The organism is Shewanella sp. 10N.7, from assembly GCF_020806285.1.
GTDB classification, from domain to species: Bacteria; Pseudomonadota; Gammaproteobacteria; order Enterobacterales; family Shewanellaceae; genus Shewanella; species Shewanella electrodiphila.
In genome coordinates this window covers 426,063-450,095 of the sequence record NZ_JAJGZS010000001.1, presented here as the reverse complement: position 1 = coordinate 450,095, position 24,033 = coordinate 426,063, and the positions used below count along the sequence as shown (strand labels likewise).

21 protein-coding genes are annotated in these 24,033 nt (G+C 40.9%); 10 read left to right on the top strand and 11 right to left on the bottom strand.

Annotated elements, in window-relative coordinates; genetic code table 11:
- Positions 1 to 211 precede the first annotated feature (211 nt).
- Positions 212 to 1,465, top strand: coding sequence for a DUF819 domain-containing protein (locus tag LMH66_RS01945; protein ID WP_102528052.1), 1,254 nt, complete (start codon positions 212 to 214; stop codon positions 1,463 to 1,465).
- Positions 1,466 to 1,525: 60 nt separating this feature from the next.
- Positions 1,526 to 2,374: a 3-deoxy-8-phosphooctulonate synthase gene (kdsA, locus tag LMH66_RS01940; RefSeq protein WP_102528051.1), complete on the top strand. Its 849-nt coding sequence runs from the start codon at positions 1,526 to 1,528 to the stop codon at positions 2,372 to 2,374.
- A 319-nt stretch (positions 2,375 to 2,693) separates the two neighbouring features.
- On the opposite strand, the gene LMH66_RS01935 is transcribed toward kdsA, so the two are convergent.
- Positions 2,694 to 4,721, bottom strand: a complete 2,028-nt coding sequence (locus LMH66_RS01935; RefSeq protein ID WP_229368120.1) for an alkyl sulfatase dimerization domain-containing protein — start codon at positions 4,719 to 4,721, stop codon at positions 2,694 to 2,696.
- A gap of 242 nt (positions 4,722 to 4,963) precedes the next feature.
- On the bottom strand, positions 4,964 to 5,803 hold the full coding sequence (locus LMH66_RS01930; protein ID WP_229368117.1) for a LysR family transcriptional regulator: 840 nt from the start codon (positions 5,801 to 5,803) through the stop codon (positions 4,964 to 4,966).
- Positions 5,804 to 6,995: 1,192 nt separating this feature from the next.
- Between LMH66_RS01930 and LMH66_RS01925 the strand changes: the two genes are divergently transcribed.
- The 3 genes from LMH66_RS01925 (at position 6,996) to LMH66_RS01915 (ending at position 9,818) form a co-directional block, all read left to right on the top strand.
- Complete coding sequence (locus tag LMH66_RS01925) at positions 6,996 to 7,283, top strand: hypothetical protein (protein WP_229368114.1); 288 nt, start codon at positions 6,996 to 6,998, stop codon at positions 7,281 to 7,283.
- Between the two features lie 344 nt (positions 7,284 to 7,627).
- Complete coding sequence (locus LMH66_RS01920) at positions 7,628 to 8,524, top strand: DMT family transporter (protein ID WP_229368112.1); 897 nt, start codon at positions 7,628 to 7,630, stop codon at positions 8,522 to 8,524.
- Positions 8,525 to 8,651: 127 nt separating this feature from the next.
- On the top strand, positions 8,652 to 9,818 hold the full coding sequence (locus LMH66_RS01915) for a DUF481 domain-containing protein (RefSeq protein ID WP_229368106.1): 1,167 nt from the start codon (positions 8,652 to 8,654) through the stop codon (positions 9,816 to 9,818).
- Positions 9,819 to 9,875: 57 nt separating this feature from the next.
- Here LMH66_RS01915 and LMH66_RS01910 read toward each other — a convergent pair whose 3' ends face one another.
- The 3 genes from LMH66_RS01910 to LMH66_RS01900 are packed head-to-tail and all read right to left on the bottom strand — an operon-like array spanning position 9,876 to position 11,955.
- A complete protein-coding gene (locus LMH66_RS01910) occupies positions 9,876 to 10,571 on the bottom strand; it encodes a phosphatase PAP2 family protein (RefSeq protein ID WP_229368104.1) in 696 nt (231 codons plus the stop codon).
- Positions 10,571 to 11,569 (bottom strand): ketopantoate reductase family protein, encoded by a 999-nt coding sequence (locus tag LMH66_RS01905; protein WP_229368094.1) that lies wholly within the window; start codon positions 11,567 to 11,569, stop codon positions 10,571 to 10,573. The genes LMH66_RS01910 and LMH66_RS01905 overlap by 1 nt, the downstream gene beginning before the upstream one ends.
- Before the next feature lie 11 nt (positions 11,570 to 11,580).
- The gene (locus tag LMH66_RS01900) at positions 11,581 to 11,955 is read right to left on the bottom strand and encodes a VanZ family protein (RefSeq protein ID WP_229368091.1); all 375 of its coding nucleotides are present in this window, start codon (positions 11,953 to 11,955) and stop codon (positions 11,581 to 11,583) included.
- A 169-nt stretch (positions 11,956 to 12,124) separates the two neighbouring features.
- Between LMH66_RS01900 and LMH66_RS01895 the strand changes: the two genes are divergently transcribed.
- From LMH66_RS01895 to LMH66_RS01885, 3 genes are all read left to right on the top strand, one after another.
- A complete protein-coding gene (locus LMH66_RS01895; protein WP_102529897.1) occupies positions 12,125 to 12,610 on the top strand; it encodes a YajQ family cyclic di-GMP-binding protein in 486 nt (161 codons plus the stop codon).
- 643 nt (positions 12,611 to 13,253) lie between these two features.
- Complete coding sequence (locus LMH66_RS01890; protein WP_229368089.1) at positions 13,254 to 14,966, top strand: hypothetical protein; 1,713 nt, start codon at positions 13,254 to 13,256, stop codon at positions 14,964 to 14,966.
- An 89-nt stretch (positions 14,967 to 15,055) separates the two neighbouring features.
- Positions 15,056 to 16,225, top strand: a complete 1,170-nt coding sequence (locus LMH66_RS01885) for a BamA/TamA family outer membrane protein (RefSeq protein WP_102529895.1) — start codon at positions 15,056 to 15,058, stop codon at positions 16,223 to 16,225.
- A gap of 95 nt (positions 16,226 to 16,320) precedes the next feature.
- Here the strand turns inward: LMH66_RS01885 and LMH66_RS01880 are convergent, their stop codons facing one another.
- The 4 genes from LMH66_RS01880 to LMH66_RS01865 form a co-directional block, all read right to left on the bottom strand.
- A complete protein-coding gene (locus LMH66_RS01880; RefSeq protein ID WP_229368080.1) occupies positions 16,321 to 17,730 on the bottom strand; it encodes an AmpG family muropeptide MFS transporter in 1,410 nt (469 codons plus the stop codon).
- Between the two features lie 120 nt (positions 17,731 to 17,850).
- Positions 17,851 to 18,189, bottom strand: a complete 339-nt coding sequence (locus LMH66_RS01875) for a hypothetical protein (protein WP_102529893.1) — start codon at positions 18,187 to 18,189, stop codon at positions 17,851 to 17,853.
- 413 nt (positions 18,190 to 18,602) lie between these two features.
- On the bottom strand, positions 18,603 to 19,187 hold the full coding sequence (locus LMH66_RS01870; protein ID WP_229368078.1) for a peptidylprolyl isomerase: 585 nt from the start codon (positions 19,185 to 19,187) through the stop codon (positions 18,603 to 18,605).
- Between the two features lie 39 nt (positions 19,188 to 19,226).
- The gene (locus LMH66_RS01865; protein WP_229368076.1) at positions 19,227 to 19,793 is read right to left on the bottom strand and encodes a YajG family lipoprotein; all 567 of its coding nucleotides are present in this window, start codon (positions 19,791 to 19,793) and stop codon (positions 19,227 to 19,229) included.
- A 324-nt stretch (positions 19,794 to 20,117) separates the two neighbouring features.
- Between LMH66_RS01865 and LMH66_RS01860 the strand changes: the two genes are divergently transcribed.
- Both LMH66_RS01860 and LMH66_RS01855 read left to right on the top strand, forming a co-directional pair.
- A complete protein-coding gene (locus tag LMH66_RS01860; RefSeq protein ID WP_102529890.1) occupies positions 20,118 to 21,143 on the top strand; it encodes a DUF2804 domain-containing protein in 1,026 nt (341 codons plus the stop codon).
- A gap of 55 nt (positions 21,144 to 21,198) precedes the next feature.
- Entirely contained in the window at positions 21,199 to 22,107 is a 909-nt protein-coding gene (locus LMH66_RS01855) for a sterol desaturase family protein (RefSeq protein ID WP_229368066.1), read from the top strand.
- A 271-nt stretch (positions 22,108 to 22,378) separates the two neighbouring features.
- On the opposite strand, the gene LMH66_RS01850 is transcribed toward LMH66_RS01855, so the two are convergent.
- Both LMH66_RS01850 and LMH66_RS01845 read right to left on the bottom strand, forming a co-directional pair.
- Positions 22,379 to 23,680 (bottom strand): MFS transporter, encoded by a 1,302-nt coding sequence (locus LMH66_RS01850; RefSeq protein WP_229368064.1) that lies wholly within the window; start codon positions 23,678 to 23,680, stop codon positions 22,379 to 22,381.
- The gene (locus LMH66_RS01845) at positions 23,677 to 24,024 is read right to left on the bottom strand and encodes a cupin domain-containing protein (RefSeq protein WP_102529887.1); all 348 of its coding nucleotides are present in this window, start codon (positions 24,022 to 24,024) and stop codon (positions 23,677 to 23,679) included. The genes LMH66_RS01850 and LMH66_RS01845 overlap by 4 nt, the downstream gene beginning before the upstream one ends.
- Positions 24,025 to 24,033: the final 9 nt, after the last annotated feature.

Here is a 24,033-nt window from a genome sequence, read left to right as displayed (position 1 = left end):
TAAAACCTAAGTAGAAAGACCTAAGCAGTAAAACTTAAGCAGTAGAACTGAGTTAGTAACGTTAAGTTAGTAACGTTAAACCATAAAAAATAGCTGTTAAAATTAACCGTTATGAGTTGATAAGCTAAAAAATAATAAACAAAAATAAGTGCTAAAAAGCACAACAATAAAAATAATTCACAATGAAATGCATTTGCAAGGGAGATTGTTCATGACTGCCACTCCGATGGTCACTAATGATGCTACGGCATTGGGCTTATTAGCCGTTATTCTAGGCTTCGTTTTCTACACCAGTTCTTCTTCACATCCATTTTGGCAAAAGTTTTATAAGTTCATTCCAGCCTTATTGTTGTGTTACTTCTTACCATCGTTATTAAATACTTTTGGTATTGTCGACGGCGATACTTCAAAACTGTATTACGTTGCCTCACGCTACTTATTACCCGCTTGTTTAGTGCTACTGATTTTAAGTGTCGATTTAAAAGCGATTTTAAGTCTTGGCCCCAAAGCGATTGTGATGTTTTTAACTGGCACCGTGGGCATTGTGATTGGCGGCCCCATTGCCTTACTGATTATTTCAGCGATTAACCCAGATGTATTGGGTGGTAATGGCCCAGATGCAGTATGGCGCGGCATGACAACCCTTGCTGGCAGTTGGATTGGCGGCGGCGCTAACCAAGCATCAATGAAAGAGATTTATGAAGCAGGCGGCAATATCTTCTCTGTGATGGTCACGGTTGATGTGATTGTGGCTAATATCTGGATGGCAGTGTTATTACTCATGGCATCACGGGCAAAACAGATTGATGCTAAAACAGGGGCGGATACGACTGCACTTGAAGCGCTAAAGGAAAAAGTTGAAAAGTACCACGCTGAACATGCACGTATTCCGTCACTGCGTGATTTAATGTTAATTGTCGCTATTGGCTTTGGTGTCACAGGGTTAGCGCATTTTGCAGCTGACTTTTTAGGGCCATTTTTTGAAACTAACTACCCGTGGACACGAGATTACAGCTTAACCTCTAAGTTCTTCTGGTTAGTGGTACTAGTGACTTCAATTGGTCTTGCGTTATCATTTAGCCCTGTTAAACAGTTAGAAGCGGCCGGCGCATCAAAAGTCGCTTCGGCATTTTTATACATCCTTGTGGCGACCATTGGTTTGCACATGGATGTCTCAAAGCTCGCTGACGAGCAAAACCTTTGGTATTTTGCCATTGGTATGATTTGGATGGTTGTCCACGCAAGCTTTATGCTGATTGTCGCTAAACTGATAAAAGCGCCGCTGTTTTATATGGCGGTTGGCAGCCAAGCTAACGTTGGCGGCGCAGCGTCTGCGCCAGTGGTTGCTGCAGCATTCCACCCTGCATTGGCACCTGTTGGCGTGTTATTAGCGGTATTGGGCTATGCTGTAGGAACTTATATGGCATGGCTATGTGGACAGTTACTACAGATTATTGCTGTTTAGCCCCATTTTATGTCGCGTTAAACACTTAACGCGACGAGTATTGATAAAAGAGAACTGACTATGGAACAAAAAATCATTGGTTTGAACGAACTTGAAATTGCAAATGACAAACCGTTTGTTTTATTTGGCGGCATGAACGTGCTTGAGTCTCGTGATTTGGCCATGTCGATTGCAGAGCATTATGTTGAAGTGACACAAAAGCTAGGCATTCCGTATGTATTTAAAGCCTCTTTTGATAAAGCTAACCGTTCATCAGTTAACTCATACCGTGGTCCAGGTATGGAAGAAGGCTTGAAGATTTTTGAAGAAATCAAATCAACCTTTAATGTGCCTATCATTACCGACGTACATGAAATTCATCAGTGCCAACCAGTGGCTGATGTGGTTGATATCATCCAGCTGCCAGCATTTTTGGCCCGCCAAACCGACTTAGTGGTTGCTATGGCGGCAACGGGTTCAATCATTAACGTGAAAAAACCGCAGTTTTTAGCGCCACATGAAATGCGCCATATCATTAAAAAGTTTAATGAAGCGGGTAACGACAACATTATTCTTTGTGAACGTGGTTCAAGCTTTGGTTACAACAACTTAGTTGTTGATATGCTAGGTATGGATGAAATGAAGCAGTCTGGTTACCCAGTCATTTTTGATGCGACTCATGCGCTGCAACGTCCTGGTGGACGTACAGACAGTGCCGGTGGTCGCCGCGCTCAAGCAACTGAGCTTGCACGTAGCGGTATGGCATTAGGTCTTGCGGGTTTGTTCATTGAAGCGCATCCAGATCCTGATAACGCGAAATGTGACGGCCCATGTGCATTGCCACTTAATCAGTTAGAAAACTACTTAACGCAGATGAAAGCGGTAGATGATTTGGTTAAGTCATTTGAGCCGATTGATACCAGTAAGTAGAAAATCGATTCTATAAAAAGCCCTGAACTTTATGACCAAGTTCAGGGCTTTTTTGTGGTTTGGATATCAGTTGTTTTGATTGTCATTGTCATTGTCATTGCGGCTGTATTTATTTGGCCGTTAATTCACGATGACAAACATCGGAAGCTGTTGTAGAAAATCAAAGTTGTGGCGCTTCGCTGGCAGTACTTTTACAAAGAGTGACAAAAGGGACGCAACATGATGAATACAGGTGATGAAATGGATAATGCCAAGCTAACTGATAGTAGAGCAACAAATCATGTTGAACGCCTTATGCAGGCGTCCAACATTTTTTTGGTTAGCGTAAATGTAGGTAGAAAGGAGAGAAAGTATCAATCACATCGACTAAGCGTTGAAGGTCGGCAATGTCACCCTTAACAGCTTTGGCAGAAGACTCTTTTACGTTAATGTCTTTGACCAAGAATAGGTGTACTAGGTCTTTTTTCGACATCTCAACCGATAAGTTAGCTCGCTCAGATTGGAAACCATTGTCGATAGCCATCGTGCGGTTAGAGATGTTCACTAAATACTTAGCACCATCTACCGTCATATTGATCTTGATAGATTCATTATCGTTCAGTTGTTCTGCGATTAAGCGCGTAGGAATAAGTGACATAACATCATCCGTTGGCGCGTCAACAAATTTACTGGCATCACCAAAGAAATTCATCGTACCTAATAAACCATCAAGCTGACCACGTAACTCTGCTGCACCTGTAAGTGCCCAATGACGCCAGCCTGGTGTAGATTGTTGCCAACCCCAACGTTCAAGTGCTACCGCTTTTTGTTCACGGGCGGCCATGTCATCTTGATCTACGCGAATAACATGCGTCAGAATTTGCATGGCTTCACCGTATTGTTGCTCAGCAATCATTTTGGCCGCAGCTTGTTTGATAGCTTCTGCACCGCCCATCATATCAACGTAAAGTTGAGCCATATTCTTATGATCAGGTTTAGCGAATTCTGAAGCATCACCGTTAAACCAACCCACATTACCCGCATAAATATTGGCTACATTTTGATATTCTGAACCACGAAGTGGGCGCAGGTAATCATGGTCTTTTAGCTCTTCTGGCAGCTTAATGGTGTCAGATAGCTCATGCATTGTGTAACCTTTGTTGATGTAACGAACCGTCTGGTCTTGCATGTAGCGTAAAGAATCAGCATAAGCTTTCATCACATCTTCCACTCGGTCAGCGTTTACAGCTGAGCGGCCATGATGCAGTGATAGTGTTACTGGTTGATATCTGCGCATACGGTCAATAGAGTCAGCCCATTCTAGGCCATCACGATATTCCGTTCCGCGAATGGTATATAGGTTAGGAATCGTTTCACCCTGAATCGTGTCGCCGCCGACCATATCGCCCGTTTCGTGGACATACATAGCAACACCATCAGGCGCTTCTCCTGGAGTATGGAAAAACTCAAGGGTTAAACCGTCAATTTCTAGAATCAACAAATCGTCAACTAAGATATTCGGCGCAAAAAAGCTTTTGTTTTTCGACTGCATAACAATATCGGCAGGGTATCCAACACCTTGGTTAACACCTGAGTCATAATTATTATTGTTCGGAATGAATGCACCGAATGCATAAGCCGTTCGAATTGATTGCTGGTTCAAGTAAATACCAGACTCTTCGTTCATTTTTCGTTGGAAGTCGGCATGGGCAATAACGTTAATTTTACCCGCTTCAAAGTCTTCTCTTGTTGCTAAGCCTTCCGTTCCCGCCCATTGGTCAGGGTGGTGATGGGTGTAAAAAATAGTGTGAACTTCGCGCTTATCACCTGTTGCTTCACGATAGGCAGCAAGCATCGCTTCTGCCGTTTCTTTGGTTGAACCTGCATCAGAGATGATGAGGCCTTCGTCACCTTGAATGAAGGTAATTGAAGCACCTTCAAAACCAAATGCATTATACATACGGTCAGATAATTTGAAGATAACCGGATTTGTCATCGCTTCTTCCATCGAAGCTAATTCTGGATGAATTTTACCCTCAGCAAGCGCTTGCTTCATATTCTCTTGGTTGAACTCAGGGGTAAATAGTGGCTCTCCACGCCAGACAACTTCTGGGAATGAGCCAGCAAGTTTTGTTGTGGCATTTGGTGCAAGCGGGAAGTAGCTTTGTTGTTCAGCTGACTTATTTGCATCGATAAATTTGATGCCATTCTTTGTCGGGTTATAGTTTTGTGACAACACTACCGAGTATTCACTGGCATCGAATGAATGATCATGGTCGCCATGAATTAAGCGCTCTGAAGCACTTGGTGAATGTGCTAACACGTTAAATGACGCCAAAACAGTTAACGCTAAAATCGTTTTTTTCATATAGATACCTGCTACCGAGTAGAAAATGCTTATTACAAAGGTCATAACCTGTGTTGTGCTTTCTAGTTGAGAAAACTCATAAGCATTTAAAGAATAATAAGTTCGTTGTATGGCAGGTATTTTAAGATTGATTCTCAGTGATAACTATTGGGCAAAGCCTATAACTACTATAGTTTAAAACTATGCAAAAGGCTTGATGGGTAGTTGTTAGCCACAATTACAATTCTTTGAATAGTTATATGTTATGCAATGGCGGAACTGATTAAATGTGTTTTGATTTGTTCACGCACAGTAATATGGCGTTGGTTATTTATATTTCGTTTGTGGTAAACCATCTTCATTTCATAGTCGCGAAGCGTAAAAGGAGCGTTTAACACTTTTAGCCCCAGCTCATTTGCCAGTTCAAACATTGACTCGCTGACAATACAAATAGCGTCTGAATTGCGTACATTGAGTAACAGGTTTGATTGCCCCGATACTTCTCTGACGACTTTTCTATCAAACTGTTCATCGGTTCGAGTTTCTAGTGCGCTAACATTGCGGTTATTTAGTCTTAGTACAATATGCTCAGCATTTTTAAATTGCTCAAGAGTGAGTTCATCTCCAATGATTGGGTGCTCTTTCCTGCAAGCAAAAGCAAGTTTTTGTATGCCAATATTTTCAACCGTAAATGAATGATCTGATACCGAAATATCATCGATAACGATATCAATTTGCCCTGTTCTTAATTGGTCTAACGTACTGTATTCAACAGCGGGCGTTTCAATAAAATAAGCATCTTCAATACTGGGCAATGACTGTAATACCACTTCGGTGCAGCAAACATTCAGTTTACGTTCTTCATTAAATGCAATATCAAGTCGATGTAAAATATCCTTACATTGCTCAGCAAGGTAGTGCGCTTCATCGGTGGGTTGAATTGAACGACTGGTACGGTGAAATAGCTTTTTACCTGATTGCTCTTCAAAGTTTTTTATCGCAGCGCTCATTGATGGCTGGCTAATGTTCATGAAATCTGCCGCTTTGGAAATGCTGTTAAAGTCATAAACAGCAAGAAAGTGTTTTATAAGATTTAAGTTCATGAAGGCGATAACCAAAATGTTTGCTACGAGAGTAATAGAATAATAACCCTGTCGATAAAATATTGATATATGTGAGGTCTTTCAAGAAGGCTGTGTTGTAGTGACATTTCTGGGAAGCGAAAGATTTATAGCAGGGTATCCATACCAAGCTCACGGCCTTTTCTCGATGACCTCAATTCTAATCGAACCTGTCAGCCTTCAAACTTCGTCACCCAAAAGCTGAATCGAAGAGATAATAATCCCTGTGTCGCTAACTCGTTTTTGCTCCAAAACTTGTTAGCAGCTTAGTCAGCTAATGATTTCTAGATTTGAATCGAATCAAAATCTAGATCTAGATCTAGATCAAGGTCGTGGCGCTTCGCCCACACCAGACTAAAAGGGAGTGAACTGCGACTCCCTCTATACTCCTTATTTAAGAATTAGGCCCCGCAGCCCCAACGAAAAATGCTGAAAAGCGCATGTTTTCAACGGGGATTGATCCAGCTTTCAACCTCGCTTGTAGACTGCTTCGGCCTTATTCGAAAATGCTAACGCTTCCGATGGGCCATCCATGGCCCGACGAAAGCTAGCCTGACGTCCTGTCAGGCTCACGCCATTTTCTTCAATGTCCTCAATTCAAATTGAGTCGGAAACAAACTGATTTACATCTCTTTTGCTTTTACTTGTCTTAACACATAAAGCTAAATCGAAGAGGTGAAAATTCCGGTGTAAGCGCGGCAGTGACCGTCCATGACATGGACGTCATGGCCGAGCTTACATGGACGTACTTGCTGCGTGTCACAGTCGTGCTTGCACGATAGCCTGCGGCAGGCAATGGGTTAAATTGCAGTCATGGACTACTGAAATTGAGTCAATGTAAATGAAGTATAAAGTTGGTGCTGGTAAACGTTTTTGCCCCTTTGCGACTTACATCCGATAAGCAGTACAGATGAGTAACATGCCCGTTGACCTACTTTTGCTAATCGATAAGTGACTGCTGCTGATTACTTCAGATAAGGCATCAATTTCAATGCTCACTTTGGAAATATTTGTGCTCGTTTATCCAATACCACTCTGGTAGAGTGTATATAAATCAATAGCTTTACTTTAGTAAGGCTTAAATAATAGGTTTATTAAATGTGCATGCGTGTTTGCCAAATAAACGCGTATGCGCACTATACAAATGTTATGTTTTTCTAGGTAGGAGTATCGAATGGAGTCTAAGCCATCAAAAGTAACCAATGAACCTTTGTTTCATACCCCAAAAGCAATTAAAGTTAGTGAAGCTTGGCTTTGGCCAACAAGAATTATACTAATTGGTATCGCTTTATATTTTGCTTATTCTTGTTACTCCGCTTTTTTAAATGGAGAGATATACGGTGATGGTGATTACTATTATAGAGAAGAAGAGCCTTTTGGCTTTTGGTGTATATTCATAGCTCATTGCGTAATTGTTGTTGGTACAACTTGGCAATCATTTAAGGTTTCGATCAAAACATAACAAGTCATTAAAGCAGGACAAAAAACAGTTGGTTTTTGCTCCTTCGTCGCTTATTTTAACCAACTATTTTTAGCCTCTTAATGAGGCGTTACCGAATATCCGCCTACCATATTTCTACTACTGAGACTCATCACTATAAGAGCTTTGACTCTATCCAATTTCTATTCATAAACATGTCGGGACGTAAACCATTTACCTTCTATTAATGAGTTTGCAAGCGAACATATTCTAATGTTTTCCACCACCTATCTCGTAATTCTAAGCTAGAACAAATTACCAACAATGCTATTCAGATAATGTGATACTTTATCTGTCTCAAACCTCTGTATTATTGGGATAAATCTATGTGGATAGCGCTGACAATCCTTGCCGCTTTTATGCAGTCTTGGCGTAATGCATTTCAAAGTGAACTCAGTCAGCAAGTTAAGGTCAGTGGGGTCACACTCGCGCGGTTTATTTGGGCTGGGCCAATAGCTGCGATATATCTCATTAGTCTCTATCAACTGCAACCCAGTAGCTTGCCGAGCTTTAATTATCAGTTTTATGGCTTTGTGATTGGTGCATCCTTGATGCAAATCTTAGCCACGGGTTTGATGGTTAAATTATTCCAACTGAAAAACTTTGCGGTTGGGGCAGGGCTTGCTAAAAGTGAAGCCTTAGTGGCCGCCATATTAGGTGTACTGTTTTTTGGTACTAGCTTGAGCTTGTTAGGTTGGCTCGGGGTTATTATTGGTGCTGTTGCTGTCATGCTACTGAGTACGCAAAAAGGGGTTAAACGCTTATCGCTTAATACCATAGTACTGGGTATTAGTAGCGGTATTGCGTTTGCGTTTACTTCGCTATGGGTACGAGAGGCGAGTTTGCTGTTAATTGTCGACTCTGCAGTTTCTGCTCCTATTCCTTTTACTCACCGCGCTGCTTGGGTGCTGCTGTCAGTGATTGGCTTGCAAACAATTATTCTAGTGACTTATCTAGCGATGAAAGACCGATTGACGTTATTGGCATTATGGCAACGACCAAGGCTGACAATTTTGATCAGTGTTTGCAGTTGTATCGCATCCATTGGTTGGTTTAGCGCGATGTCATTGCAAGCGGTGCCTTATGTAAAAACCTTAGGCCAAATTGAAGTGTTTTTTACTATGCTCATCAGCGTTTTTTGGCTCAAACAAAAGATTAAGGTAAATGAAGTATTAGGGTTAGTGCTAATCGCAGTCGCCGCAATTTTAGTGATGTGGACCTAGTGCGTACTTAATCATTAAGTGTTTTAAACTAATGATGAAATAATGCCAAAAGGTGATTTTAATTTGTTGTTTTTTCATACTATACTGGCGTAAATAAAACCAAGAAGTTCGATTCAGGGAGTGTTTTATGCGTTATTCTTTTCGGCTAACTCGCATCGCGTTGGCGTGCGCCAGTTTATCTTTAGTATTCAGTAATCATTTATTCAGTGCCACTATAGATGCTAATAGCATACCTACTGGCACATCTACCTCCGCAGTAACTAATGCTAGCAATGATATGCCACCTGCAGCTTTTACTCCTGAGCAAGTCACTACGCCTCAAGACAGCGAATTTGATTGGTTGCAATTATCTTCACTTGAACTGCTAAAAGGTGAAATTAAGAACCTTTATGATGATCAATTAGAGTTCGAAAGTGATGAGTTAGACACCTTATTTATCGATTGGGAAGATGTAAAGGTGCTGCAAAGTGCTGATGTGGTGAGTATTGGCTTTATGGATTTAAGCACCCAAAGCGGCAAGCTATTAGTCCGAGATGGCAAGATGTATATAGACGGGCAAGAATTTCAGCGAGATCAAATTTTAACGATCATTGCTGGTGAACAATCTGAGTCTAATTATTGGTCGAGCAAAATTAGCTTAGGGGCAAACTTTCGCTCAGGTAATACGGAACAAATAGACTATAGCGCCATTGCTAAAACCAAACGCCGTACTACTGAATCTCGTTTCAATATTGATTATATTGGTAATTATTCAAAATCGGACAGCGAAGAGAAGATTAACAATAATCGTATTAATACCAACTTTGATTGGTTTTTATCAAAGCAGTTCTATTTACGTCCTGTGTTTGCCGAAATTTATACCGACAAGTTTTTAAACATTGAATACAAGGTTACTGTAGGTTCTGGTTTGGGTTATAACATTATCGATAACTCGAAAACGGAGTGGAGTATTTCGGGCGGTCCTGCATATACATATACCAAGTTTAATAATGTTGAAGATGGTGAAAGCACTGATAGCAGTTCGGCTACAGTGGTAGTTGAAACGGTGTACGATACTGAATTAACCAGTGATATGGATTTTATTACTTCTTATCGTGTGCAATACGGTGATGACGACTCTGGTGGCTATACTCACCATGCTTTGGCGACATTAGAGATTGAGCTAACCGACATTTTTGATTTAGATTTATCGTTCGTATGGGATCATACCGCCAGTCCGCAACCTGATTCAGACGGTTTGACGCCGAAAAAAAATGATTATCAATTTATTGTGGGTTTTGGTATCGATATTTAAGTGAGTTTTTAAGCTTACAAGTTAACGTTAAAGGCTCAGTAATGAGCCTTTTTTATTTCAGCTGTCTCGTTCTGGCATGTGTTTTCGATTGTAATGACTATAGCCATTAATCACTAAGTGGCTGACCAAGGTGCCAATTAATGCACCCGCAAGTAAATCCCCTAAGTAATGATAGTTCTGACCCAATTGTCCCATCAAAACAGCCACCATTGAGCTACACCAAAGCAACCGATATCGCGGCGCAAAGTGCCAAAATAGACTGGCAAAAGCAAAGGTGAGCAATGCATGACCTGATGGAAATGAATGAAAGCTATTAGAAAGTGAAAAAGGGTGAAACTCTTCAACGCCATGGGTAATCCACGAAAGATTATCGTTAGTCCAGGTTTCTGGCCAAGTACGGCCAAAGACCATTTTAGCGCTTACGCGCACTATGGTGGCGATGATGGCGACTAAAATGATGATGCGCCTGAGATGAAAAAGGTGTTTGTAGTGTCTGTGAAAGCTTACTAGCACAACAATGAGTGCAATGATTTCAAGTAATAAAGGGGTTTTAGAAAAGCTTTGTAATAGCAGGTTAGATTGAAGATTAACGTGCATGTACTCAGCAATAGTTCGATCAAAAAACGCGATACTGATCAGGGTTGCTAGCCCACAACAGATGTAAGCAGCAACCACTTTTCGAGTAAAAGGAATTGTCTGAACCACAGAAGGCGTTTTAATTCGTTTGCTATCGTCGTATTTATTAACAGACATTATAAGTCGGGTTGAGTTAATTGGTTGATCTTGTCCGTCATCGCGTTGTTGGCTGGGGTTTTGATTTGATGAACACCGGCACGAGCTGCAACAAAGCCATTAATCTGAGCTATTTCTGTCATGCGTTGATGTTTCACATCTTGATGCATGGATGAGAAGTTATTGGCTGTGAGGGTAATGACCTGCGCAATAGTCTCAAGTGATTCCGATAAAGATATAGTGATGCCTTCAGCATTTGCGACAGCGACACATTCAGTGGTGATGGCATTTATTTGCTGCTGATACTGTGGTTGAGCTAATTGACCATTTTGACATTGCTCGATGGCAGTGATGGGGTTAATGGCGCAATTCACAATGAGTTTTTGCCATAAACCGAGCAAGATATTATCACTGATTTGACAGTTAGGAATGGCTGTAACGAGTAATTCAATTAACTGCGGAGTTAATTTATGGCCATGAAAATGTCCGAATACTGTTTTGCCGGTACCTGTTTGACGGACATGACGCTCAGTTACTCTTATTGCCGCTTGAGAGGTTGTGCCGAGATACAGATTGATATCAGTTCTTTGCTGAGATGCTAACAACGCCATGACCTGTAAATGCGGCCCCATACCGTTGTGCAAAAGGAGTAAAGTGGCATTGTGGGGCAGTTTGTCAATTAACGCTGTTAACGCCGCTTCAACTTGATAGGACTTAACGCACACAATAACCAGTTCAATGCTGGCCAACTGCTTAGGTGTCACCGTTTTAAGATTGTTGACTAAACATGTTTCGGTATGCACGTTAACAACATTGCTAGGCTTAACGTCATTGGATAAAGCATCAAAAGTCAGCGGCTGAGTTTGGTTTTCTGCATCAGCTAGAGTGAAATTTCGTCCCAGTAATAATGGCTGAGTAAATGCATTAAGCTGATGATAGATCAACATGCCAATGGCGCCAGCGCCGACAATTGCAATGTTTGAAGTCACAGTGTTAGGAGCCGGGGAGTGTGAGCGCATAACAGGCTCTCTTATGATGCTTTTGAAGAACGTTTAGGGAACAGCTTGGCTGCCTGATACTTTCTAAAAATAAACAGAAAGATATAAAACAACGTGATACCAGCCAAATCGGCAACTACATCGGCAATAGAAGCACTGCGATAAGGAATTTGAGATTGGATGACTTCAATTAAAATAGCGTAAAAAGCCAGTATCGAACACATCCAGTACCATTTAGGTTTAAAGGCAAAATAAGCTAAAAATGCCAAGCCGAAAAAGCTTAATACATGACCGACTTTATCCATGTTGTTAAACGTAACGGGGTAATTGGGCTTTGAGAAAACAAGGTAACTGACAACAAGTACAGCAAACGCAAATGATGCTGTAAAAAATAGTTTTAATTTCATGCTGTCGAGTACTTAGCCTGATGCGATATGTTTTGATTGCAGCAATAATAAAAAATGCAGCGACTAAAGTCATTAATTTCCAGTTAATTATTGTTTTCTATTTTATGGAGGGTTTGCGCTTTCGCTGAAAATGTTAGTATTAGCACAAAGATTAATTGGGAGAATAACAATGCCATCAATGGACATCGTTTCAGAAGTAGATGAAGTTGAATTACGAAATGCTGTTGAGAACTCACGCCGTGAACTCGCTGGTCGTTTTGATTTTCGCGGCAAAGAAGCCGATATTGAACATAAAGATCATACCGTGACTTTAAAAGCCGAAGATGATTTCCAATGTCGTCAGTTAGTGGACATTCTGCGTATTCAATTGAGTAAGCGTAGTGTTGAGCCTTCAGCTATGGATGTTGATGAAAAGTCAGTTCATAGCGGTAAAACCTTCAGCTTAAAAGTTAACTTTAAGCAAGGCATTGATACCTTAGTGGCTAAAAAGCTGGTTAAGCAAATTAAAGACAGCAAGCTGAAAGTACAATCGTCTATTCAAGGTGACTCGGTACGAGTGACGGGTAAAAAACGTGATGATTTACAAGCGGTCATGCGTTTAGCGAAAGAGTCTGAATTAGGCCAACCTTTTCAGTTCAATAATTTCCGCGACTAGTTTTGATTGGCTTTAAGCCATTTATGTTGTTTTAAATAAAAATGATATCAAAAAAAGATGCTGTAACAGGTTGCTGTTGCAGCATTTCTCAATGAAAGAAGATATTTAATTATCAAATCCGCTCAACCCAATACACCTTTGATGCCACATCTGACTGAACATTTTCGATCACTCACCTCGCGTTCCAATATGATGATTTAACCTTATTGCCGGTACATCATGCGCTAATGCAAACCAGCCGATTTGTATCATTTGCCAGAGCCAGAGCCAGAGCCAGAGAAATGAATTGACATTAAATGAAGTAAAGTAAAGCCAAAGGCTTGTGCTAACTGGGCATCAGTTGTTTAAAGTCATTGATGCTGATTAATCTGAATCTGTTGGTTTTTATACGCTATTTCGTTACCCCTTAGCTTAAAAGCCTCAACGATCTTCCCTCAAGTGTGCCTCTTTTAAAATTATGTAGGGTTTTATCCTTCATGCGCGATTATGACTGTCATCTTATCAGCCATAGAATCAGCGTTAATTAAATACCTGAAATCTCCATAGGCCTTAATTGCGCTCTTTAACAGAGATTTTTGCGTTGTAACAACCTGATTTCAATTATGGCCGATATTCAGTGCCAGTGATAAAAAGTGACATAACGATGGAAGAAATACAGCTTTTATTGGGAGAATCACCATATTTTTCCGTTTTGGTCACCTTAGTTTTAGGGTGTTTGCTAGGCAAGTTATCAATCAAAGGTTTCTCTTTAGGTTGTGTGGCGGGCACCTTGTTAGTTGGTATTTTAATTGGCCAATTGGGTGGTTATATTGAACCTTCGTCGCGATGGATTTTCTTCGGTTTATTTCTGTATGTTATCGGTTATCAAGGTGGTTATAGCATTTTAAGGGTGTGGCAATTACGTAAAAAAACAATCTTAATGACCAGTTTGATTATAAGCCTTATCACTATATCCACCATGTGCTTGGCCACCTGGTTTTTTAATCTCGATTTGTATACCAGCATAGGCATGATCTCAGGAAGCTTTGTCCACCCAGAGGTAATGTATATGGTCACTGATTCGATTGAAAAGTTGCCTGAACTTTCTGAAACAGTGAAATTAGTGGCGCTTAATAATGCTTACATGGGATATGTACTGACGGTCATTTTTGGCATGGTAGGGCCTGTGATCATGATGAAATGGCTCCAATCTGCTGCAATGAAGCAAAGTGATTCACCTTTTGATAAAGCGACTCAAAATGAATTGGATGAAAGTCATTGTGATAGATATTACCCAATCGACACTCTTGAAACGGTCGTAAAACGTGTTTTTGAAGTTAATCCAACCAGTACGGTTCTTGGTAAAAGCATTGAACAACTGAATGCACCGTATTTTGACATCATGTTCGAACGAGTCAATCTAGTTGATAAGGCAAAAAGTAGCTCGAATGAGATTGATGACGTAGTTAATCACAATGAGCCACTTGTCCCGGGCGATATCGTTACCATAACGGGCAGGCACGACACGTTATATTATTTTGAAGATGATGTAATAGGTAGTGAATTACCTAGTGACACTCAAGTAGATAACAATGAAGTGCATTTTAATATGCTCATCAATACCCATGGCTTTGTTGGCAAATCATTAAATGATATCAAGACAGAAATTAACCAAAATACCTACAAAAATCTTTGCATCATTCGACTTGTCAGAGATCAACAATCTATAGAAATCACGCCAGATTTAATTGTGAAACAAGATGATATTTTACAAATCATGGGCAGTGCTAGTGATATTCAATTCGTTAAACATAACTTTAGTAACAATGTTGGCCGTAATACCGAGAGTTTCGCCTTGTTTGGAATAGGGTTAGTGGCAGCTTATTTAATGAGCTTATGGAATCTCAACATTGGTGTTTTGTATTTTTATTTAAGCATTGGGCTGAGTAGCTTGATTGCTGGTACTTTCGTAGGCTGGCTGAGCAATAAAATCAATCCACTTTCTCAGTTACCTCGTCACACTATCACGTTTGTTAGAGAGTTATCCTTGCTGGCATTCATCGCCATCACAGGCTTGTATTTTGGCCCGCAAATGATTAACGAAATGAATTCTAGTGGTATGAAAATCCCCTTAATTGGTTTAGGTGTCGTACTCGTATCCCAACTATTTTCATTAATGATTGCCAGTAAAATGCTGAAATTTAACAAACCTTCAGTAGCAATTGGCAAGAACATTGAAAGCAAAGCTGATGGTGTTGGCATATCAAGCCGTTATCGTTTGCACGAGCAGAGTGCAATGTATGCGATAGCCATTTCATATATTACTTCAAGCTTTTTGATGTTGTTGGTTATTTCCATGGTGTTGAACTTTATGTAGCGCTGAAACACCACAAGTCACTGCCTATCGCAGTGACTCAAATCTTATTTCCTCTATATTTAAAACCACATTAATAGGTTGAAAAAACCATGTTTAAATTTGTTTCTTTGTGCTTTCTGAGCTTAGTTTCTTCAGTGGCGATCGCCGAGAGTTCGTACTTTTTTGATGAAAAAGATGGTCAGTTTGATTTGGGGTATCACCTTGCTGAAAACGCTTATGGATTCCTTCCTGTTCCGGTATTAATTACTGAACCAGCCGTTGGTGCTGGTGGGGGTATCGTTGGGTTGTTTTTACATGAAACAGAAGCTGAGAAAGAAGCGAGAAGACAAAAAGCCCTTGAGTCAATTGATGGCGGAGCCCAATTAATGCCAGCTGCGATGACATTGGTTGGCGCGGGTGGGACGGCCAATGGTACTTGGTTTGGTATTGCTGGTCATCGTCATTCTTGGTTAGATGATAGCATTCGCTATACCGTAGTAGGCGGCGCAGCTAATGCCAATCTTGATATTTATACTCGTTTGGGTGGGCTACTTCCTCCTGATAAAGCTATTCAATTTGATACCACAACAGAAGCGCTATTCGCCTTACAAAAAATTCAATTTAGAGTGGCTGAAACCCCATTAATGCTAGGGCTTAAACAATTCTGGGCTGAATCATCAGTTTCATCTTCTAACGCTGTGGTTGACTGGATTTTGCAGCAACAATTGGGTGATAAAACAACAACCTCTGGTTTAGGGCTTATTGCGGAATATGACACTCGCGACAATATTTTCTTTCCTAAGAAGGGTTATATATTCTCGGCAGAATATATGGTGTTTGATGAATCTATTGGCTCTGATCATAATTATCAAACATTAGAAGCAAGCGGCGAAGTCTATCTTCCTCTTTCTAATCATTGGACATTAGCGTTCGCAGGTGGCTATGACCAGTTATATGCTGGCGATATTCAGCTGTCACCTACGACTAAACCTTATGTAGAGTTACGCGGTGTGTCGGCGTTTAAGTATCAAGGTGACCAAGTGGCTACAGTTCAATCTCAGTTGATGTATCACCTCAATCATCGTTGGACGTTATCTGCATTTTACGGTTATGGCGTGACAGACAGTGATGCTATTGAAGAAAATAGCGATTCTGTTGATAGTTATGGGGTTGGCTTTCGTTACCAAATTGCCCGTCGTTATGGCATTCATATGGGGATGGATTTCGCCACCAGTGGTGATGAAAATGCGGTTTACTTTACCTTGGGTTCAGGGTTTTAAAAGTGAGGGTTTACCACAAGCTCTGATGGCATGATTACAGCAATTATCTAATCTATGCCAATTGAGCTTGGGTGGTATTATTGAGCTCCTTACTATTACGGTGTGTTTTGTGGCTCTGTTTCAGAGTTTATATTGCTTTTATCTGACTGCTGCTCGGGCTGCATACGCGATAACAGACTGATTAATATTAACACCGGAAATCCAATCAAACTGGCGGCAATAAAGAAGTTTACGTAGCCATAAGCATTGACGTATACCCCTGAGAATCCAGCAATAAACTTAGGGAACAACAACATAATTGAAGACAGTAAAGCATACTGACTAGCGCTGTAGCCACTACTGGTTAAGCTGGATAAATAGGCGATAAAGGCTGCGGTGGCTATGCCTGCACTGAAATTATCAACCGATATCGCAAAGGTTAAGAATGGTACGTTATAGCCAATGTAAGCTTGCCATGCAAAGAGTAAGTTGGTGACAGCAACCAATAAAGCACCGACAAATAATATCTTCATCGTGCCATAGCGCATGATTAAAATTCCGCCTGCGCCCGCGCCAAGTAACGTCATGATTAAACCATATACTTTACTTAAAAAGGCAATTTCTTCTTTACTGAAACCCATATCCACATAAAACACATTGGCCATAATGCCCATGACAATATCGGAGATCCGGTAGCAAGAAATCAGCAATAAAATCAAGATGGCACTTTTGCCGTAACGTTTAAAGAAATCGACAAAAGGCAGGACGCTGGCACTGTATAACCAGGCCATAGCACTGGCTATTTTAGTCGGATACTTTTGGGCAAACTGCGCTTTAAGTTGGCGTTCTTTTTCATCTGCAGCTTTTGTATCGACTTGTGGCTCTTTACTAAACAAAGTGGTGATTAAGCCTACAGACATCAGCATTGCCATGACAAAATATGCGGTTTGCCATGCTTCTAAATTATATTCGGTATTACCTGGGTCTACCCAAGCGGCAATGGTTAGCGCCCCTGCGGTTGCTACAATCATTGCGCTACGATAGCCCACTTGATATGCAGCAGCTAATGCTGCCTGCATGTCTTGGGGGGCTGATTCGATACGGAAGGCATCAATGACGATATCTTGAGTCGCTGAGGCAAATGCCAGTATCAGGGCAAAAATGGCCAGTTGCTCTAAATCAACTAAGGGATCACTTTGTGCCATGCCCAATATCGCGGCCACTAGGCCGAGCTGGGCGAAGATCATCCAGCCTCTTCGCCGTCCGAAAAATCGGGTGAATAGGGGAAGCGCCATACGGTCCACTAATGGTGACCAAGCCCATTTGAATGCATACGTTAATGCGATCCAACTAAAGTAGCCAATAGCGGCACGGTCAACACCTGCTTCGCGAAGCCAAAAGCTTAATGTTGAAAACACCAGCATAAGCGGTAGGCCAGCAGAAAACCCCAGCAATAACATGATTAGAACACGCTTGTGATAATAAACAGACAAGGCTTCACGGGTACGAGTTAGCAGTTCAGACATTAAGGCAACGGATTGAAGGAGAATGGCTCTAGCTTATGTCGCGTAGCGTATTGGTTCAAGCCATTCTGGTTGGAAATTTTGAAGAGTGTAAAATTAACTTAAAGTAATTGAAGTTGTTGGTCAATTTGTCGGCCTGATCCCGATACAACCATGGGGCATATCCCCTCCAATATTAATGTAATCACAGCAATCATGAATTTGTTGCCTTAGATACTGATTACCTCTAATAACCATATCTGGCCATTGATCGAAGCAGTGTAATAAATGCCAAAACACTTTTTCGGTATCTGTGGGGGTTGCTGCGTCTGTGTTGGTATCGAGGCTGATACTTTGCCACTCTTCTAGTACATCCCACATGTAAAGCTTGATTTCTTTATGCTCTAGTTGGTTATCTAAAAAAGCCTTTCCATAATAGGCCAGTTGTGGCGCCTTGGTTTCTATGAAGTCATTTGGGGTCATTGATGACATCCTTTTTATTGCAGCTATTAATCAAATAGCACTCAAAACTAAACGAATTTACTCATCAAATAATACAGAGTGAACAAGCAGCGATTTATTGACAACTTAATGAGTAATTATCTAAACACGGGAAAAAGCTGCTTACAGGTAAAAATAAGTATAGTCAGGATTGTTGAATAATTACTCAAATTTACAATGTAAGTGCTAAAAAAGTGGTTTTAGCTGTCATTAGAAATCAGCGAAGAAGAACATGCTAAAAAAAAGTGGAATGAAATCAATATTTCACTCCACTTATTCTGTTTTGTGTATCACGCAGTAGTAATCAAATTAAGCTTTATTTACTTCAAAAAGTGCTTGCTGCAGTCTTATCTCTCGAGTCTTTAACGCAAAAGAAGACATATAAATAAAGTCGCTTATTGCGGCAAAAGCGTCGCTTTATTAAGTTTAATTTCTTTTACTGGAAAGTCAGGCCAATTTAACTCTGGATTGGTCATGGTTGGTGTGTAAGACATTGCTTCAAGCACCGCCATACCTTCAATGACTTCACCAAATACAGCGTAGCCCCAGCGGCGTTTAGATGGGTTGAGATTTTTGTTATCGCCAACGTTAAAGTAGAACTGACGCGTTGCAGAGTGAGGATCGTTATCGCGTGCCATTGCAATAGTGCCAACAGAATTTGATAAACCATTACCTGACTCATTAACAATAGGGTCCATTGATGGGCCTTCTTCTAACTGCGGATTTAACCCACCACCTTGAACAACGAAATCAGCAATCACACGATGAAAAAGGGTGTTGTCATAGTCCCCTTGAACCACATAAGTGAGGAAGTTATCGACGGTGATAGGCGCTCGAGTGCGGTCTAGCTCCACCACGACTTTGCCCATTGTGGTATCAAATTCCACTTTTGGGTAAAGGGTATTAGGCTGAATATCGACGGCAGCATTTACCATCATTGACGAAAACAACATTACACTGGCTACAATCCGTTTAAGCATAAGGTATTCCTAATTTGTGGTCTGACGTTAATATTGAGATTACTGTTGTAAAAACTGATGTAATTCAGGGTCGTTAATAATCTTAGTTGTAAGCTCATCGATAAGCTTGTTCATATCCAACTCTAAGGTGGCAAAATCTGGGCTAAAAGGTCCTTTTAACATGCCTTTACCATTATAAATTTTAGTGAATTCTTGGGTTTGGTTTTTAGCGACAACATTGATGGTTAAGTTAGTGTTGGCTTCAAAGCCAAAAGTAGACTCAGTAACATCTGTCAGTAAGTAATCTAACTGGAACTCAACAATATTGCTGGCGGCGGGATCCACTTGGTATCCGGCATTACTCATTGATTTTTTAAACACGCTATCAAGTTGCTGTCTGATTGGTTCACTCGGACTAACAAGTTTTGCTGCCTCATCGCCTTGATTAAAGCGAACAATAAAGTTGGCTTTACGGACATCAATGGTGCTCACTGCGACAGTGTCGTAACGATCTATTTTATTGATGACATTAGGCACATTGGGATTAAGTGCAATATGAGTAGGAGTATGACTAGCACAAGCTGATAAAAATAATGCGGAGCACAACAATAATGACAATGATTTCATGACTAAAAACGGTAAAAAATGGTGCGGTCAGAATAACAGATTTTTAGCGCCTTTCCAGTCAAAAAATGGCAGTTAATTAGATTGTGCCAATATAGTGAGTCGCAACAAATTTTAGCTCGTTAAATAAAAGCAGTGCCATCTTAATTCAATCACTAGCCATTGACTTATGCTGATAATTTATTCACGTTAGTGTGGTGTATTTGATGATTTACTCTAAATAAAGATTCTTGATAAAAACGCTAGAAAGCAATCAAGCCATTATTACCTCGGATAATGCTCGACAAATATCGACACTATAACCAGTTTTAATATAACGGATGAAGTATGTCTTTGAATCATTTACAACTTGCGCCAGACAAGCTAATGAACACTGAAGGTCAGCCTATTTTCGGACACTTTGATGGTGTGGTAGGGGACTTAGGGGTAAAACAGTTTAACTATTTTAATGAAATGGATAAGCCTTGCTCTTGGTTTGCTAAGTATTTTGATTATAAACAGTTTCAATTTATTAATATTACCACTGCGAGATACATCATTGGTGTCGCGATTGCCGATATTCGCTATGTGGGCAGCAGTTTTTGTTACTTATATGATATTGAAAAGAATAAGCTGACAGAAACTCAAGCCTTAAAACCGTTATCCTGGGGGATGTCTGTATCACGCTCGCCTCAGCAAGGTAAGGCAAGGATTAAGCACCGCCAAGGTAAGATTGAATTTTCAATTAAAGACTCCCTGTGGCAATTAACCATTAACACCGATGATATAAAAGCAGAATTACAGCTCAATCCTCCGCCATTAAGTTTACCCATGAGCTTGTGTACTCCAACTGGCTATAACGGCTGGACCTATACTCAAAAGCACAATGGTTTAAAAGTCTCTGGTCGCTTAACCATAAAAGATGAACCGCAGCCGCTTAACTTCGCTTTAGGTGGTTATGACTTTTCTGCAGGTTATATGCGCCGCGAAACCAGTTGGCGCTGGGCGTCAATCAATGCGCAAGTGGAGCAAGGGGTTTTAGGCTTAAACCTTGCCGCTGGGGTGAACGAAACAGGCGCGACTGAAAATGTCTTATGGATTAATGGTGAGCGCCATTTACTCCCAGGAGTAAAGTTCGATTTTAATCGGCATGTGAGTGACGACTTTTGGCAAATCAGCACTGCCACAGGTCAAGTCGATCTGACTTTTAGGGCGCTTAATTGCCGCAGCGAAAAACTCAACTTTGGTTTTCTAAAAAGTAACTTTAGGCAGTACATCGGCTATTTCAGTGGCCATATCATTGATAATAATGGCCACAAACATGTATTGCGTAATCAGCTTGGTTTAACTGAAGATCATTTTGCTAAGTGGTAGCGTTTAATTATCCGCCCAAAACAATTTAAATAAAATAATAATATAAAGGTTTTCAATGGATTTGAACTCAATCATCAATCACCCGGAAATGCTGCTGCTTGCATTAGCGCCAGTATTTTTTGTTTGTATTTTCCTCGAGTGGTATTTAGGTGATAAACGCCAAAAACTCCCTCTTTCCGCGCGATATAAAAAAGCGGAAGTGTTTTGCAATATCAGCTTAGCGGGCATGCATCAGTTAACTGATATTCTCGCAGGGCTGCTCATTGCCAAAATCTATTTAGCAGTATTTGGCTGGAAATTATTTGATATCCAAATGGGCGCGGTCAGTTTTATCGTATTAATGGTGCTACAGGATTTCTTCTATTACTGGTTCCATCGTTCAAGTCATAGAGTGCGTTGGATGTGGGCGGCTCATGTCGTTCATCATAGCTCTGAGAATATGAACTTTAGCACCGCATTTAGGCAAAGCTTAATGTACCCGCTTGCTGGAATGTGGCTGTTTTGGTTACCGCTGATTGTGATTGGCTTTGACCCTAACTGGGTAGTATTTGTGGTGCTTTTAAATCTTGGGCTGCAATTTTTTGTTCATACCCAGGCTGTCAAATCATTGGGTCCAATTGAGTGGCTATTTAATACCCCTTCACATCACCGTGTTCATCATGGTCAAAACCCGCAATACATAGACAAAAACTACGCCGGTGTGTTGATCATCTGGGATAAGCTTTTCGGCACATTTGAGCCGGAAAAAGAAACCGTGATTTACGGGATCACTAAGCCTGTTAATAGCTTTAATCCTTTGATTGTCAGTTTTGCTGAATGGCGCGAGATGTTTAAAGAGGTGAGTAAGTCAGGATTGAGCATTAAGCAGCGACTAGGTGTTTTATTTTCACCCCCGTCTCAAGCTGATGTTAATACTCGTGAGAAGGTCGCTGTTGAAAGAAATGATGATAGTGTGGTCGATTGACCCGTTGTTGTGTAAAGGAAAGAAGGTTTAACCTACTTACCACATACTCGGAAGGGGTTGAGTACGTGATAAGTAGGTCTCACCAAATAAAAAAGGGCTCTTTGGGTACAGCCCCAGCTTAAATTATCAATATCAAATTCATAACCTCATTCTAAAAATCAACTGAGCAATGAGTAGTTTTTCAGTCAATCTATCGACATGGTTATCAATTTATACGTTAAAGATAATGTCTTGCTAAATCGTTATAAATCGCTGACTTGTTATTTCACCACTACTTTTGAGGTGACTTAACAGGTTCGATTTTAGGGATCAAAATCCACACAGATGCAATGGCAATAACCGCTAAAGATGCACCAATCACAAATGCAGGGGTGTAGTTGCCATCAGCAGTTAGATAAGGCACTAAAGCGGTTAAGCCTAATGCGCCTAATTTTGCTGCCATACCTGAAAATCCTGCTAGGGTTCCCACGGCTTTTTTACCGAACAAGTCACTTGGCAGTGTTTGCACATTACCAATGGCTGTTTGAAAACCAAATAGGATCACTGCCATGATCATCACTGCAGTTGTGGGGCCACCTGGACTTGCCATTGAAAGCAAAGCAGGCAACATAATCAAACAACCTAAAGTGATAGTCAGTTTGCGCGTTTTATTGATATTCCAACCCGCTTTGAGTCGGTTTTGTGCCAATAAACCACCAAACCAAGCGCCAAGCATTGCACCAACATAAGGAACCCAACCGTATATCCCAATGGATTTAACATCCATTGCATACACTTCATTCAGGTAAATAGGGATCCAGAATACAAATAGCCACCAAATAGGATCGATAGCTGCCGAAGCAATAATCACTCCCCAACTTTGCTTATGAGAAAGCAGTTGGACGGTTGATGGGTTGTACTCTTCAGCATCACTTCCATCGTCAGTGTCAGTGGATTTTTGCCCAGTTAGGATGTATTGACGTTCTTCTTCAGTAATCCAAGGGTGTGATTTAGGCGGCGCTTTAACTAAGATAATCCAAGGGATTAACCAGAGTAAACCGACCAGGCCGATGATCACAAAGACCATTTGCCAGCTAAAGTAGACGGTCATATAGGCAATGAGTGGAATAGAAATAATGCCACCGATTGCTGCCCCTGAATTAAAAATGCCTTGGGCTAAAGCACGCTCTTTAGTTGGAAACCAATCAGCGTTACTTTTAGCTGCACCTGGCCAGTTACCGGCCTCAGCGACACCTAAGATTGCTCTAAAGATACTGAAACTCAGCATACCTTGTGCAAAGGCATGGGCCGCGGTTGCAATAGACCAAACACCAATAGATAAAACGAAACCAAGACGAGTGCCAATCCAGTCAAATATCTTGCCGAATATCGCCTGACCAAACGCATAAGATAAGATGAACACAATAGAGATATTGGCGTAAATCTGTTTACGCTCAAGCGCGGTTTCGTTAGGAAATATATCTTCAACAATATCAGGCCAAAGCACACTAAGGGCTGAGCGATCGATATAATTAATCACCGTCGCTAGCGCAATAAGCAGGATGATCCACCATCGAAGATTGTTTATCTTCATTTTAAGCCCTCGATGAAGTCTTCTCGTGCTGGGCTAAAGGTATCAATCAAAATACCGCCGGTTGGGCAAGTTGCACCATGGTCAGCATGAGGTGGGATCATGCAGCTGTCACCCGGTCGAAGGATTTTAGTGACGCCATCAATGTTAAAGTGGAACTCACCTTCAACAACATAAGTCACTTGAGAATGTCTGTGGGCATGGTTGTAGCCAATAGCGCCTTTCTCAAACCAAATTTTTACAGCCATTAATTCTTCATTAAACCCAAGCATTTGACGCTTAAGACCGCCGCCGATATCTTCAATTTCTGTTTCATTTCCGAAAGAAAAATGTGCACTCTGTTTCATGGTTAACTC

Bases quoted from the DNA above. Each gene is read 5' to 3' on its own strand.
- LMH66_RS01945 (WP_102528052.1), top strand. From the start codon at position 212: ATGACTGCCACTCCGATGGTCACTAATGATGCTACGGCATTGGGCTTA.
- kdsA (WP_102528051.1), top strand. From the start codon at position 1,526: ATGGAACAAAAAATCATTGGTTTGAACGAACTTGAAATTGCAAATGAC.
- LMH66_RS01935 (WP_229368120.1), bottom strand. From the start codon at position 4,721: ATGAAAAAAACGATTTTAGCGTTAACTGTTTTGGCGTCATTTAACGTG.
- LMH66_RS01930 (WP_229368117.1), bottom strand. From the start codon at position 5,803: ATGAACTTAAATCTTATAAAACACTTTCTTGCTGTTTATGACTTTAAC.
- LMH66_RS01925 (WP_229368114.1), top strand. From the start codon at position 6,996: ATGGAGTCTAAGCCATCAAAAGTAACCAATGAACCTTTGTTTCATACC.
- LMH66_RS01920 (WP_229368112.1), top strand. From the start codon at position 7,628: ATGTGGATAGCGCTGACAATCCTTGCCGCTTTTATGCAGTCTTGGCGT.
- LMH66_RS01915 (WP_229368106.1), top strand. From the start codon at position 8,652: ATGCGTTATTCTTTTCGGCTAACTCGCATCGCGTTGGCGTGCGCCAGT.
- LMH66_RS01910 (WP_229368104.1), bottom strand. From the start codon at position 10,571: ATGTCTGTTAATAAATACGACGATAGCAAACGAATTAAAACGCCTTCT.
- LMH66_RS01905 (WP_229368094.1), bottom strand. From the start codon at position 11,569: ATGCGCTCACACTCCCCGGCTCCTAACACTGTGACTTCAAACATTGCA.
- LMH66_RS01900 (WP_229368091.1), bottom strand. From the start codon at position 11,955: ATGAAATTAAAACTATTTTTTACAGCATCATTTGCGTTTGCTGTACTT.
- LMH66_RS01895 (WP_102529897.1), top strand. From the start codon at position 12,125: ATGCCATCAATGGACATCGTTTCAGAAGTAGATGAAGTTGAATTACGA.
- LMH66_RS01890 (WP_229368089.1), top strand. From the start codon at position 13,254: ATGGAAGAAATACAGCTTTTATTGGGAGAATCACCATATTTTTCCGTT.
- LMH66_RS01885 (WP_102529895.1), top strand. From the start codon at position 15,056: ATGTTTAAATTTGTTTCTTTGTGCTTTCTGAGCTTAGTTTCTTCAGTG.
- LMH66_RS01880 (WP_229368080.1), bottom strand. From the start codon at position 17,730: ATGTCTGAACTGCTAACTCGTACCCGTGAAGCCTTGTCTGTTTATTAT.
- LMH66_RS01875 (WP_102529893.1), bottom strand. From the start codon at position 18,189: ATGACCCCAAATGACTTCATAGAAACCAAGGCGCCACAACTGGCCTAT.
- LMH66_RS01870 (WP_229368078.1), bottom strand. From the start codon at position 19,187: ATGCTTAAACGGATTGTAGCCAGTGTAATGTTGTTTTCGTCAATGATG.
- LMH66_RS01865 (WP_229368076.1), bottom strand. From the start codon at position 19,793: ATGAAATCATTGTCATTATTGTTGTGCTCCGCATTATTTTTATCAGCT.
- LMH66_RS01860 (WP_102529890.1), top strand. From the start codon at position 20,118: ATGTCTTTGAATCATTTACAACTTGCGCCAGACAAGCTAATGAACACT.
- LMH66_RS01855 (WP_229368066.1), top strand. From the start codon at position 21,199: ATGGATTTGAACTCAATCATCAATCACCCGGAAATGCTGCTGCTTGCA.
- LMH66_RS01850 (WP_229368064.1), bottom strand. From the start codon at position 23,680: ATGAAGATAAACAATCTTCGATGGTGGATCATCCTGCTTATTGCGCTA.
- LMH66_RS01845 (WP_102529887.1), bottom strand. From the start codon at position 24,024: ATGAAACAGAGTGCACATTTTTCTTTCGGAAATGAAACAGAAATTGAA.